The following is a 12,099-nucleotide window of genomic DNA, read 5'->3' as shown; positions in this document are numbered from 1 at the left end:
GTGTATTCTTCACAACCTCGTGATGTCGGTCACAAATTGACCATCTAAATGAACCAGTGGATGTTTCCCGGAATTGAACCTTGCCGGTAAAAGGATTCCCATTCCACCGGTTACGTCCGCCCGATAGTCGATGAGGCGCACCAATGAACCATATGTCCCTCGCGCTGATAGCCGTGGGCTGCCTGCTTCTGGTGTTCGCTGCAGTCTGGTGGCGACGCCGCAGCAGTGAAGCTCCGGTGGTGAAAGTCGACGTACGTGGGACCGGTGTATCGGGATGGTGGACTTTGGTCGCTGATATGGATGGCAGCAGCGACAGGGGATGGGACGCGACGGAAATTCATGTGACCAAGCCGGATGAAGCCAAGATCATCGGGGTGAACGAGGCTCTTGGCACCGGCCATGGCGGCGGTACCACCGTATTCGACGAAATCGACCCGGATCGGATTTCCAATCGTTCTGCATGGTCCGTGGCAGATGACAATGCCGATATCCGTCGCCCACCGGCAAGCGCGACGTTCCTGCTTTATGCTCCGCCGTCCCGGCAATCCCGGCAACTTGTCGTAAGGGTTCATATGCGCTCGGTCGGATATGGCAACCCCCGCGCGGTTGCCGCCGGCTCTCTTCTCGCCCCCGACGCCTGACGTCAGCGAGTGCCCGTCCTTTCGGCTGCGGCAACATCGAGCACAATGCGTGCGGCCCGGCGGCTGGGCGTTTCACCTGAAAGTCCCATCACCTCCACAAGGCGCCGGAAGCCGGCAAGTTGCATATCTCGCTCAGGCCCGCCCTCCAGCAAACGCGCGAGTTGCCTGGCCATCGCCGGGGGATCGATGTGCCATTGCAGATATTCGGGCACCACATTCTCATTGAGAATGAGATTGGGCAGGATCGCCGTCGTGATCTTGAGGATGTAGGGCGCGATCCACCCTTCGATCCGCGGCACACGATAGGCGGCCACGGTTGGTACGCCCGCCAGTGCCAGCTCCAGCGTCACCGTACCGGATGCGGCGAGCGCCGCCCGTGCCACGCGGAAGGCCGCGCGCTTCTCCTTGGGATCGACCACAATCCGGGGCTTGACCGGCCAGCGTTTGGTTATCTCCTCCACCTGTGCGCGGCGGCGGGGTAAAGTGGGAACGACCAGCTCGAAAGCAGGCACATCCTGACTCAGCAGACCCAGTACCTCACCGAATGTATCGCCTAGGCGACTCAGTTCGGAGCGCCGGCTGCCCGGCAGGACCAGCAGAACAGGCGGCTGTGCCTCGCGTCGGCGGACTTCTTCAACCGCCGGGCGCAGGCTATCAAGCTCGGCGAGCAAGGGATGGCCGACATAGCTGGTTGGAGGGCCGCCCAGCCGCGCCATCACCTCCGGCTCGAATGGCAGAACGGCGAGCACATGGTCCACGTGAGGACGCATCGCCCGCGCCCTACCCTCTCGCCAGACCCAGACCGTCGGCGCGACATATTTCACGATAGGCAGATGCGGCAGGCGCCGGCGCACGCGGGCTGCGACGTGGTGGTTGAAGTCCGGCAGATCAACCAGGACCAGCACGTCGGGCGGGTCGGCGCAGATCGCCCTCACCACCTCGGCCATCCGCTTCAGGATGCGCGGCAGGCCGGCAACGACCTGGGCGAAACCCATTGCGGTCAAGTCATCCATGGGGAAGAGGCTTGCCAGCCCCTCCGCCTGCATGTGTGCCCCGCCGACACCGCGGAAAGCGATGCCGGGCTGGAGCTCAGCCAGCGCCCGCATGAGGCCGGCACCCAGCACATCGCCAGATTCCTCGCCCGCGACGAGGAATACGTCCCGCGGCGGCGACGCCATCACGCGGTCTCGTCTACGTCGGCTGGGACGCCAAGCAGGAAAATCCCGGCCTCGTCCGCCTGGCGCACAAGTTCCTCAAACTCACTGACGATCACACCGCCGGCTTCGATCGCGATGCCGGCGATGCCGGCCTTCGCAACACCCTGAACCGTCTGCGGCCCGAGGGACGGCAAGTCGAGCCGACGATCCTGTCCTTCCTTCGGCCGTTTAACAAGGACGCCACACGGATTCGGCGCCTTGATGCGGCCACGCTGGCGCAGGTCTGCACACCGCTCCAGCATCAGATCCGTGCCTTCCGCGGCTTCCACAGCCACGACGTGGCCGCTCATGACGACGAGCCCCTGCCCGATATCCAACGGCCCAAGAACGTGAAGGGCTCGCATGCCGATGCGGGCATCGTCCCGTTCCTCGTGCCGCGGCTGCACCCGGCCCAGCACGCCCTCCGGCGCCAGAATGGACGGCGCAACCTCATGGGCGCCGAGCAGACGAAAACCAGCCTCCTCGAAGAGACGCGCAACACCCGTCAGCAGATGATCATCGCCGCCCCGAAACATGCGGAGCACCCGCGGCATGCGCTTGAGCGTCGCCCAATCAAGACGGATATCGCGAATGCGCGGGCGCATGACGTTGCCGATCATGACCACCTCACGGCAGCCGTGGCGCTTCAGTTCGGCCTGAAGGAAGCCGAAACGCCCCATCGGGATCCAGACATGGGGAAAGGCCTCTACCTCTTGCCCGGCCGAACCCCTCAAGGCGAACAACACCACGGGCCGACCCGCGGCTTGCGCTGCGCGCGCTACGGCAATCGGAAAAGCCCCCCCGCCGCAAATGATGCCCAGCGGGCCGGGATTGGCGCTTTCGCCGATTGCCGGCGCAGCCTCCGACCTGCTCACGGGCTCAACCTGCGTCGGCTTCGCCGCCATTATCGACATCATGCGGCACCATGAGACGACGCTTGCCCGCGCTGCGCACGAAGTCGATGAGCCTCATGACGTGGGAGTCATCAGCAAAATCGGTGGCGACGCGTTCGGTCCGGTCGGCGAGGGTGCCCCCCCCATAGAACAGTTCGCGATAGGCAGCGCGCAGCGCATGGATCGACGGGCGCGGCACGCCGCGGCGCTTGAGGCCGATGATGTTGAGGCCGCCAATGCCGGGGCGCCCTTCCACCATCGCGCCATATGGAATGAGGTCGTGCCTCACGCCACACATGCCACCGACAATGGCCCCCTCGCCCACCCGCGCAAACTGATGCACGGCGCTCAGGCCGCCGAGGAACACATTGTCGCCGATGGCGACGTGACCAGCGAGCGTTGCATTGTTGGCGAACACCACATTGTTGCCCACCACGCAATCATGCGCGACATGGCTGGCAGCCATGAAGAAGCCGTTGTCGCCGACCCGCGTCTCCATATGTCCGCCGGCGGTGCCGATGTTCATGGTGACATGCTCGCGCACAACGCAGTTCGCACCGAGGATGAGGCGGCTCGGCTCTCCCTTGTAGTGCACGGACTGCGGCGGCATGCCGAGGACCGCGAAGGGGAACACCGCCGTGCCCGCGCCGAGGGTCGTGTGGCCCGCAACAACCACATGCGAATGCAGACGCACATCATCGCCGAGCGTGACGTCCGGGCCCACCGTGCAGAACGGGCCGATCTCTACGCCGGTTCCAAGCCGGGCGCCGGAGGCCACCTGCGCAGTGGGGTCGATGCGGCTCGCAGCCAAGCTCATTCATTCACTCCTGTGCGATCATCGCGCCGACTTCCGCCTCGGCGACGATCTGACCATCGACCTTTGCCTCCCCGCGGAACCACCACATGTTGCGGCGCTTGACCATGCGGGTCATGTGGTATTCCAGAACGTCCCCAGGAACGACAGGTCGGCGGAACTTCGCCTTGTCGATCGTCATGAAATAAACCAGCTTGGGCGGTCCGTCGTCCGGCCGCGCAAGCAGGCAGATCGTGCCCGCCGTCTGCGCCATGCCTTCGAGGATGAGGACACCGGGCATCACTGGCCGGCCCGGGAAATGCCCCTGGAAATGCGGCTCGTTCGCCGAGACGTTCTTGATGCCCACGGCGCTCACGTCACCGTCGATATCAACGATGCGGTCGACCATCAGAAATGGGTAGCGGTGCGGCAACGCCGCAAGGATCTCCTGAATGTCGACCGAGCGAAGAACCTTCTTCTCCTCGTTCACGACTTCCTCGCTACTCGTCATGACGCCCCATTCTCCGTCTTGCGCGCAATCGTTGTCTCACCACGAGCGAGGCGCTGTACCGCCATAACCTCGCGGAACCACTCCCGCATCGGCTTGGCGGGCGATCCACCCCATTGGACGCCCGGCGGCACGTCATCCTTCACATTGCTGGTAGCAGCGATCTGCGCACCATCGCCGATGTGCACATGACCGATCACCCCGACCTGGCCTCCCAGCATCACGAAATCTCCCAGCGTCGCACTGCCGGCAATACCGCTTTGCGAGACAATGATGCAGTGCCGACCAATCACCACGTTATGCGCGATCTGTACGAGATTATCGATCTTGGTGCCTTCCCCGATCACCGTGTCGCGCAAGCCGCCGCGATCAATGGCGGTGTTGGCACCGATCTCAACGTCGTCCTGAATGACTACCCGGCCGATCTGGGGAATCTTCACGTGACCGGCGCTGGCACCGACATAGCCGAAGCCATCCTGTCCGATGCGCGCGCCGGGATGGATGATGACGCGATCACCCAGCAGGGCATGCGTCAGGGTGGCGCCGATCCCGATATGGCAGTTTCGCCCGATCCGCACGCCGGGTCCGACAACCGCGTTGGCGGCAATGATGCTTCCCGCACCGACCTCTGCACCCGGCCCGACCACGGCCCCCGGATCCACCGTGACGTCCGTCTCTATGCGTGACTGCGGATGCACAAAGGCACCGGCGGCAATACCGTGATGGCCGAAGACCGGCGGTGGTCGCAGCAGATCGGCATAGATGTGACGCGCGACAGCGACAAAGGACTGGTGAGGCTTTGCGACGACAAGCGCGACGGTCTGTGGCGGAACCTGCGCCGCCAGGCGCTCTGGCACGAAGCAGGCCGTCGCCCGTGTCGCCCGCAGCTGGCCCACATAGCGCGTCGCTTCGATGAAGGATACATCGCCCGGGCCGGCATGATCCAACGGCGCAAGCGCCCGTATCATGACACCCGGATCCGGCTCGACGACGAAGCGCGCCCCGGTGAGCACCCGCACATCATCGAGGAGCAGCGGCGTTCGCGCCGTGACGAATACGGGTTCACTCATTGCTACAGCGCCGGGCATGCTCTCAAACGAACAAGCGGCCCGGAACACCCGGGCCGCCATGACCTTATACCGATTTTCGTGCGATCAGAACTTCGTGCCGCCCGAGAAGCGGAACGCCTGCTCCTCGTCGTAGCTCTCCTTCGAGAGAACCCATGCATAGTCGAAGCGCAGCGGGCCGAAGGGCGACTTCCAGATAAGACTCACACCGACCGAGGAGCGGACCGAATCGCTGTCGGCGACGCAGACATTGTTCCACCCCTTGGTGGTGGAACCCGCGATCGTGTCGCAGTTCACGAGGTGGTCCTGCCAGCCCGAGACATTCTCGAACGTTGTACTGCCCTGGTAATCCCATACCGAGCCAGCATCCGCGAAAACAGCGAACTTCAGGCCTGCATCTTTCGGCAGGAACGACAGCGGGAACTGCAGCTCCGCGGTCGTGCCCCAGTAGAGCGTACCACCAAGCGCGGTCGGATCGAGGCCATTACCGCCCGACGCCAAGTCGCGCGGACCAATACCGTTCGACGCAAAGCCGCGGACCAGATCAGGCCCCTTGAAGAAATTATCGACGATACGCAGATCCTCGCCGCCCCACGACGCAACGTTACCAGCCTGGCCGCGCAACATCAGCACGAAATCGCCGAAGAGCGGATAGTACCACCGGGCGTCGATGGTCGAGCGGATGTAGTTGACGTCACCTCCGAGGCCGGCGAAGTCCTGCTTCAACTCGACGAGATAACCCGCTGTGGGGTCGATGTTATTGTCGAGCATATTGTAGCTGAGGGTGTAGCCCAGCGCCGAGGTGATGGCCTGCTCGCCATCAATTTCCTTAATCGCCCACGACACATCGTCGTAGTACTCGTCGGAAACCCGGATCTCCTTGGTCGACAGCGTGTAGCGCAGACCGAGAGTCAGTTCGTCGGTCAGCGGCAGACCGAGGCGCAGCGTACCGCCACCTGTGGTCGACTCATAAGGGCTGTACTCGGTCGTGGACGTACTCTTGTAGAACAGGTCAAAACCGGCCGCGACACGGTAGTCGAGGAAGTAAGGTTCAGTAAAGTTGAGTTCGACGCCCTCGACATACTGGCCGATCTGGCCGCTTACACGGACAAACTGACCGCGACCGAGGAAGTTCTTCTCCGACACGGCAACTTCGCCAATGAAGCCGTCGGTCGTGGAGTAACCGCCCGAAACCGAGAATTCGCCGGTGGGCTGATCCTCGACATCCACCACGAGAATGACGCGATCCGGCGCCGAGCCGGGCTCGTTGCTGATCTTGACCGTCTTGAAGAAACCGAGATTGCGCAAGCGGCGCTCGGCACGATCCACCAGGACGCGATTATAAGCATCGCCTTCGCCGAGATCGAATTCACGACGGATGACCCAGTCGCGCGTGCGGGTATTGCCGCGCACCTCGATGCGCTCGATGTAGACCCGCGGACCTTCCTCCACGGTGAAGACCAGAGAAATGGTACGCGTTTCGAAATTCCGATCGCCGCGCGGACGCACCTGAGCGAAGGCGTAGCCGGACTTCGACACCTCAATAGTGGCGTTCTCGACTGACTTCTCAACGAGTTCGGCGTTGTAGACCTGACCCGGCTGAACCCGGAGGGCAGCCTTGATCGTGTTCACATTGACATCGCGAATGTTCGAGACGACGTCGACGCTGCCAAACTTGTACTGCTGCCCCTCATCCAGAACGTAGGTCAGGACGAACCCGCCATCCTTGCGATCCAGATCAGCCGAAACCGACACGATGCGGAAATCGGCGTAGCCGTTCTTGAGGTAGAAGCGCCGCAGCAGTTCTTGGTCGGCATTGATGCGATCGACGTCGTAGACATCGGAATTCTTCAGCCAGGAGAGCCAGTTGCTCTCCGTCGTGGTCAGCTCGTCCTTCAGCTTGTAATCCGAAAACGCCTTGTTGCCGACGAAGACGATCTTGGAAATGCCGAGCTTCTCGCCTTCCTTGATCTCGAATACGAGATCGACGCGGCCCTCGCCGCGATCGATCGTCTTCGGCTCCACACGAACGTCGTAACGGCCGGCACGACGATAAACGTCGATGATGCGTTGCGTGTCGGCCTGAACGGTCGCCTTGTTCAGCGGGCTGCGAGCTTTGGACTGCGTCTCGGCCTCGAGCTGCTCGGTCTTGATCTTCTTGTTGCCCTCGAAGGCAACGCGGTTGATCACCTCGTTCTCGGTCACGGACACGACCATGCGGCCGCCGCGATTGCTGACATGCACATCCGAGAACAGGCCGGTGGCATAAAGATTCTTCAGAGCCTCGTCGATCCGGGCGGCATCAAGCTTCTGTCCGGGAGACGTGGAGAAATACGAGCGGATCGTCTCCGCATCGACGCGCTTGTTGCCCTCGACGATGATCGAACCGGCCGTCTGGGCCAGTGCGGCGACAGGCGAAAGAACAATGGAGCCGGTGACCATTGCGGTCGTCGACAGGAGGCAGACCCCTGCAACGGACGCCATCTTACTCACAAACCGGACACGAGCAGCCATGTGGTGCGCAACCTTACCGTTGTTCTGACGCCCAGACACATTCACACGGGAACGCGAATGCACGCGGAGTCTCACCCTGCGGGGTTGTTGTACAGACTTTCGCTGCACCTGCAAACCGAGCCCGCATCCCGATTCACCCTTTTCCAAAGCGGCGTTGCCATCGCGCAACGCCTTCCGTTTTCGCCGCTCAAGACCTTGAAATATTAAGGATATCGTTGAACGTCGCAAACAGCATGAGCATCAGCACGAAAGCTAGACCGATGCGGAACCCGACCTCTTGGGCCCGCTCGCTGAGCGGACGGCCGCGCAGCGCCTCAACCGCATAGAAAACCAAGTGCCCGCCGTCGAGCAACGGTATCGGAAAGAGGTTAAGGAGTCCGATCGAGACCGACAGCACTGCGGCCAGTTGCAGCAATGCCGCGAAGCCGAACGTGGCGACCTGTCCCGAAACCTGGGCAATCCGGATCGGCCCGCCAAGCTGATCCGGCGACTCGCGCCCGCTCACCACGCCACCCAGATAGCTGAAAGTGCGGTCAATGACGAACCAGACTTCCTTCACCGCCATGCCGACCGCCTCGACCGGCCCGTAGCGACGGGTCACGACGCTTGCGGCATCGGCCGAACGGGAAATGCCGAGAACGCCGATCGCATGGGTGCTTCCGAACGTATCCTTCATCTCCCGGCGTTCCGGGACGGCATTCAGGGCGACGTCTGCATCCGCACGCCGCACGACGATGGCCAGCGACTGCCCCGCCGCCCCGCTGACGATTCGCTGCATGTCACCGAAGGATTCGATCGGCGTGCCATCGATGGAGATAATAACATCGTGGGGCTGGAAGCCGGCGCGCTCCGCGGCGCTGCCCGCCTGCACGGAATCGACCACGGGCGTCATGACCTGACGACCAACCGTCATGAAGAGCGTCGCGAAGATGACGATGGCAAGAATGAAATTGGCGATCGGCCCGGCCGCCACGATGGCAGCGCGGGCGCCGACCGACTTGTGGAAAAAGCTGCCCTCACGGTCCTCGGCGCTCATCCGCGCAATGGCCTCACGATCGGGCGCGGACGCGGCGTTCTCATCGCCGTGGAACTTCACATAGCCGCCAAGCGGAATGGCCGACAGTCGCCACCGCGTCCCATGCCGATCGTAGAATCCCGCGATCTCCGGCCCGAAGCCCAGGGAAAAGGCGACGACCCTCACGCCGGCACGCCGCGCGACCCAGAAATGGCCGAACTCGTGAAAAAACACCACGATGGTCAGGACGAACAGGAAGGGGACGACATAGCCGAGCACCCAGCGCAGGTGATCACCGGCGGAAATGAGAAGATCCATTGCGTCCTTCCTTTCACCCGAGGGTGCGCTGCGTAACGGCAGGTGGCTTAAGGCGACTTTGCGGCGAAGATGCGCTCATTTCCCCGCCTGCCTGCTTCCCATCGCCCTCAGAAACCCAGCAAACCATGGGCCACGGCTCCGGGGTCGCGCACAAGCCCGACGAGCAGCCCCACGAGCGCCGCGGCGACGAAGCCGTCGAGGCGATCCATGAGACCACCATGGCCGGGAATCAGCGCGCTCGAATCCTTGCATCCGAAACGCCGCTTCATGGCCGATTCGAACAGGTCGCCGCATTGGCTGGCAATGCTTGCCGCCAGGGTGGTAGCGCCAAGTCCGATGCCCGGCGCCCAACCCGCGGCAACAAGCGACAGCAGGCCAGCTGCCGTGCCGATCAATGCGCCGCCGATGGCGCCCGACCATGTCTTGTTTGGGCTGATCCGCGGCCAGAGCTTGGGGCCACCCATCAGGCGACCGCAGAAATAGGCTCCGATGTCGGTGCCCCAGACCAGCGCGAAGAGCCACAGCAGCGCAGCGCCGCCCCCTTCCCCCTCCCGCAGCGCTACCGCAGGCACGACTGCGGCGGCGGCGTAGATTACCCCTGCCCCGACCCAGCACCTCGGCCGGCCGAGAAGCGTGAAAAGAAGAGCGGCGGCAATCACCGGAAGCGTGCCGGGCAAGGCACCATGGTATAGCGTCAATATCGTCGCGGCGACCAGGGCGACTCCGCCGATACTGAGCAGCACGATTTTCGGCTGCGTCGATGTCATCACCGTCCATTCCCAGAGAATGAGCAGCGCCGCAAGACCGAGGAAGCATGCGAACAACCAGCCACCCAGCGAGGCCGCAAGCAGCGCAAGCGGTGCCAGCACGAGGGCGGATGCAAGCCGGGGCAGGAAGTCCTTTCCGAGGGGCAAGACTCTAGTGCCCCGGAGCAAGAAGGCCGCCGAAGCGACGTTCGCGACGACCATATTCGACCAGTGCCTGTTCAAGCCAGCCCCGGTCGAAATCCGGCCAGAGCACCGGCAGGAAGACGAGCTCTGAATAAGCCGCCTGCCACAGCAGGAAGTTCGAGAGCCGCTGCTCTCCACTGGTGCGGATGACGAGATCGAGCGGAGGCAGCCCCGCAGTATCCAGAGCTCCGCCGATCAGCTCCGGCGTGATGGCCTCTGGCGCCAGCCGGCCGTCTCTCACCTCTGCCGCAAGGCGCTGAACGGCTCGGGCAATCTCGTTCTGCGCGCCGTAATTGAACGCAACCACCAGCTTGATACCCGTATTGTTGCGGGTGAGCTGCACGGCCTCGTCCAGTAACAGCGCGATGTCAGGCACGCGCGCGGGGCGCTCGCCGATAACGCGCACCTGGACATTCTGCTTATGAAGGGTCGCAAGATCGTTGCGGATAAACCGCTTCAGCAGGCCCATGAGATCCGCGATCTCGGCCATCGGCCGCGACCAGTTCTCGCTGGAGAAGCTGTAGATGGTCAGCGCCTCGATGCCGAGCTCCTCCGCTGCACGCACGGCGCGGCGAACGGCTTCGACGCCGCGACGGTGGCCCTCGAAACGCGGCAGGCCGCGGGACTTCGCCCAACGGCCATTGCCATCCATGATGATGGCGACATGGCGGGGGCGCGGCAGTGCCACGCCCGTGGCCTCGGGCGCTGCCTCTTCCAGATGCACGCCGTGTGGCGCTTCGCCCTTCGCCATCTCGCCGGAGACCCCCGTCCCCATCCTCGTTCGATGCCCGCCTCAGACCGCCAGGATTTCCTTTTCCTTGCCGGCAAGCACCTGGTCGATTTCGCCAATCGAGGAATCCGTCGCCTTCTGCACCTGATCAGCCAGTCGGTCGAGGTCGTCCGAACTCATTTCGCCGTCTTTTTCGGCCTTCTTCAATGAATCGAGACCGTCGCGACGCACGTGGCGGACCGAGACGCGCGCGGCCTCGGCATATTTGTGGGCGACCTTGACCAGTTCCTGGCGGCGCTCCTGCGTGAGCTCGGGAATGCGGACCCGGATCACCTGACCTTCGGTCTGCGGATTGAGGCCGAGATTCGAATCGCGAATCGCCTTCTCGACGGCGCTCACCATTCCGCGGTCCCAGACCTGCACGGAAAGAAGCCGCGGCTCGGGCACGTTCACCGAGGCGACCTGATTGAGCGGCATGTGCGAGCCATAGGCATCTACCTGGATCGGCTCCAGCAGACTCGCCGAGGCGCGGCCCGTGCGCAGCCCGCCCAGTTCGTGTTTGAGCACGCCGATCGCACCCTGCATGCGGCGCTTGATATCGGCAACGTCGATCGGACCGTCGGTCATATCGCCCTCGTTCTTATCGGTTGGCCCTGTCGGAAAATCCGGTGGCGAGTCTCAAGGTGCGACAACGGTCGCCCGACCCTCGCCGCGGATGGCTGAAGCAATTGCGCCGGGCTCGCGGATCGAGAAAACGATTATCGGCAAGCGGGCCTCGCGGGCAAGCGCGAAGGCGGCCGCGTCCATAACCTTGAGGTCTTTGGCAAGAGCCTCGTCATGGGTCAGCCGATCATAGCGCTTCGCATTCGGATCCTTCTTGGGATCTGCGGTGTATACGCCGTCGACATTCGTCGCCTTCATCACCGCGTCGCAGCCGAGCTCCGCGGCGCGCAGCACGGCGCCCGTATCGGTGGTGAAATACGGATTGCCCGTGCCACCGGCGAGTACGACGATGCGCTCGCGCGACAGGTGCTTCAGCGCTGGCTGGCGAGCATAGGATTCGCAGATGGTCGGCATGGGAACGGCGCAGAGCGTGCGGGCCGGACTGCCGGCAGCTTCGATTGCCTTTTCCAAGGCCAACGCATTCATCGCAGTGGCGAGCATGCCCATATGATCGGCCGTTGCGCGATCCAGCCCGTCACCGGCCACCCGAGCGCCGCGCAGGATGTTGCCCCCTCCGACGACGACAGCAACCTGTGCACCGGTAGCGCGCGCCTCGACGAGATCTCGGGCGATGGCAGCGACGGTGGGCCAGTGCAGGCCGAAGGGCTCGTCGCCCATCAGCGCTTCGCCGGACACCTTCACCAGCACGCGCCTGTAAGCCAGATCGTCCCCGGATTGCGTCATACTGCCCCTCGTTCAGCCGACATCGCGAAAGGAGCCCGACCCGCGAGCTCCGCGCTGCACCGCAGCA

Annotated in this window: 12 protein-coding genes; 1 reads left to right on the top strand and 11 read right to left on the bottom strand. The window is 63.5% G+C overall.

The annotated features are described in order from the left end of the window. Positions 1–143 precede the first annotated feature (143 nt). Positions 144–641: a hypothetical protein gene (locus tag MWN34_RS01900; RefSeq protein WP_247025996.1), complete on the top strand. Its 498-nt coding sequence runs from the start codon at positions 144–146 to the stop codon at positions 639–641. A gap of 2 nt (positions 642–643) precedes the next feature. On the opposite strand, the gene lpxB is transcribed toward MWN34_RS01900, so the two are convergent. The 11 genes from lpxB to pyrH all read right to left on the bottom strand — a co-directional run bounded on the left by lpxB (position 644) and on the right by pyrH (position 12,032). Next, entirely contained in the window at positions 644–1,819 is a 1,176-nt protein-coding gene (gene lpxB, locus MWN34_RS01895) for a lipid-A-disaccharide synthase (protein WP_247025994.1), read from the bottom strand. Continuing rightward, positions 1,819–2,742: an LpxI family protein gene (locus tag MWN34_RS01890; protein ID WP_247025992.1), complete on the bottom strand. Its 924-nt coding sequence runs from the start codon at positions 2,740–2,742 to the stop codon at positions 1,819–1,821. The genes lpxB and MWN34_RS01890 overlap by 1 nt, the downstream gene beginning before the upstream one ends. After that, positions 2,717–3,547, bottom strand: a complete 831-nt coding sequence (gene lpxA, locus MWN34_RS01885) for an acyl-ACP--UDP-N-acetylglucosamine O-acyltransferase (protein ID WP_425532038.1) — start codon at positions 3,545–3,547, stop codon at positions 2,717–2,719. Before lpxA ends, MWN34_RS01890 begins: the two co-directional genes overlap by 26 nt. 4 nt (positions 3,548–3,551) lie before the next feature. Further along, the gene (gene fabZ, locus MWN34_RS01880; protein WP_247025990.1) at positions 3,552–4,034 is read right to left on the bottom strand and encodes a 3-hydroxyacyl-ACP dehydratase FabZ; all 483 of its coding nucleotides are present in this window, start codon (positions 4,032–4,034) and stop codon (positions 3,552–3,554) included. Next, entirely contained in the window at positions 4,031–5,101 is a 1,071-nt protein-coding gene (gene lpxD / locus MWN34_RS01875; protein WP_247025988.1) for a UDP-3-O-(3-hydroxymyristoyl)glucosamine N-acyltransferase, read from the bottom strand. The genes fabZ and lpxD overlap by 4 nt, the downstream gene beginning before the upstream one ends. Before the next feature lie 84 nt (positions 5,102–5,185). After that, positions 5,186–7,612, bottom strand: coding sequence for an outer membrane protein assembly factor BamA (gene bamA / locus MWN34_RS01870; RefSeq protein ID WP_247025986.1), 2,427 nt, complete (start codon positions 7,610–7,612; stop codon positions 5,186–5,188). A gap of 187 nt (positions 7,613–7,799) precedes the next feature. After that, positions 7,800–8,945 (bottom strand): RIP metalloprotease RseP, encoded by a 1,146-nt coding sequence (rseP, locus tag MWN34_RS01865; RefSeq protein WP_247025984.1) that lies wholly within the window; start codon positions 8,943–8,945, stop codon positions 7,800–7,802. Between the two features lie 107 nt (positions 8,946–9,052). After that, the gene (locus tag MWN34_RS01860; protein ID WP_247025963.1) at positions 9,053–9,913 is read right to left on the bottom strand and encodes a phosphatidate cytidylyltransferase; all 861 of its coding nucleotides are present in this window, start codon (positions 9,911–9,913) and stop codon (positions 9,053–9,055) included. Beyond that, positions 9,864–10,547: an isoprenyl transferase gene (locus MWN34_RS01855; RefSeq protein ID WP_247026142.1), complete on the bottom strand. Its 684-nt coding sequence runs from the start codon at positions 10,545–10,547 to the stop codon at positions 9,864–9,866. Before MWN34_RS01855 ends, MWN34_RS01860 begins: the two co-directional genes overlap by 50 nt. A 141-nt stretch (positions 10,548–10,688) precedes the next feature. After that, positions 10,689–11,252, bottom strand: coding sequence for a ribosome recycling factor (gene frr, locus MWN34_RS01850; RefSeq protein ID WP_247025961.1), 564 nt, complete (start codon positions 11,250–11,252; stop codon positions 10,689–10,691). 51 nt (positions 11,253–11,303) lie between these two features. After that, positions 11,304–12,032 (bottom strand): UMP kinase, encoded by a 729-nt coding sequence (pyrH, locus tag MWN34_RS01845; protein ID WP_247025959.1) that lies wholly within the window; start codon positions 12,030–12,032, stop codon positions 11,304–11,306. Between the last annotated feature and the right edge of the window lie 67 nt (positions 12,033–12,099).

Origin of the sequence: Ancylobacter crimeensis (genome assembly GCF_023016805.1) — a bacterium.
Lineage (GTDB): Bacteria > Pseudomonadota > Alphaproteobacteria > Rhizobiales > Xanthobacteraceae > Ancylobacter > Ancylobacter crimeensis.
The sequence above is the reverse complement of the archived record's forward strand: the minus strand, read 5'-3'. Positions and strand labels throughout refer to the sequence as shown.

What these genes read in the sequence shown, in the direction of transcription:
- lpxB (WP_247025994.1), bottom strand. Translation starts at nt 1,819, where the DNA reads ATGGCGTCGCCGCCGCGGGACGTATTCCTCGTCGCGGGCGAGGAATCT.
- MWN34_RS01890 (WP_247025992.1), bottom strand. Translation starts at nt 2,742, where the DNA reads ATGGCGGCGAAGCCGACGCAGGTTGAGCCCGTGAGCAGGTCGGAGGCT.
- fabZ (WP_247025990.1), bottom strand. Translation starts at nt 4,034, where the DNA reads ATGACGAGTAGCGAGGAAGTCGTGAACGAGGAGAAGAAGGTTCTTCGC.
- lpxA (WP_425532038.1), bottom strand. Translation starts at nt 3,547, where the DNA reads ATGAGCTTGGCTGCGAGCCGCATCGACCCCACTGCGCAGGTGGCCTCC.
- lpxD (WP_247025988.1), bottom strand. Translation starts at nt 5,101, where the DNA reads ATGAGTGAACCCGTATTCGTCACGGCGCGAACGCCGCTGCTCCTCGAT.
- MWN34_RS01860 (WP_247025963.1), bottom strand. Translation starts at nt 9,913, where the DNA reads ATGGTCGTCGCGAACGTCGCTTCGGCGGCCTTCTTGCTCCGGGGCACT.
- MWN34_RS01855 (WP_247026142.1), bottom strand. Translation starts at nt 10,547, where the DNA reads ATGGATGGCAATGGCCGTTGGGCGAAGTCCCGCGGCCTGCCGCGTTTC.
- MWN34_RS01900 (WP_247025996.1), top strand. Translation starts at nt 144, where the DNA reads ATGAACCATATGTCCCTCGCGCTGATAGCCGTGGGCTGCCTGCTTCTG.
- frr (WP_247025961.1), bottom strand. Translation starts at nt 11,252, where the DNA reads ATGACCGACGGTCCGATCGACGTTGCCGATATCAAGCGCCGCATGCAG.
- pyrH (WP_247025959.1), bottom strand. Translation starts at nt 12,032, where the DNA reads ATGACGCAATCCGGGGACGATCTGGCTTACAGGCGCGTGCTGGTGAAG.
- rseP (WP_247025984.1), bottom strand. Translation starts at nt 8,945, where the DNA reads ATGGATCTTCTCATTTCCGCCGGTGATCACCTGCGCTGGGTGCTCGGC.
- bamA (WP_247025986.1), bottom strand. Translation starts at nt 7,612, where the DNA reads ATGGCTGCTCGTGTCCGGTTTGTGAGTAAGATGGCGTCCGTTGCAGGG.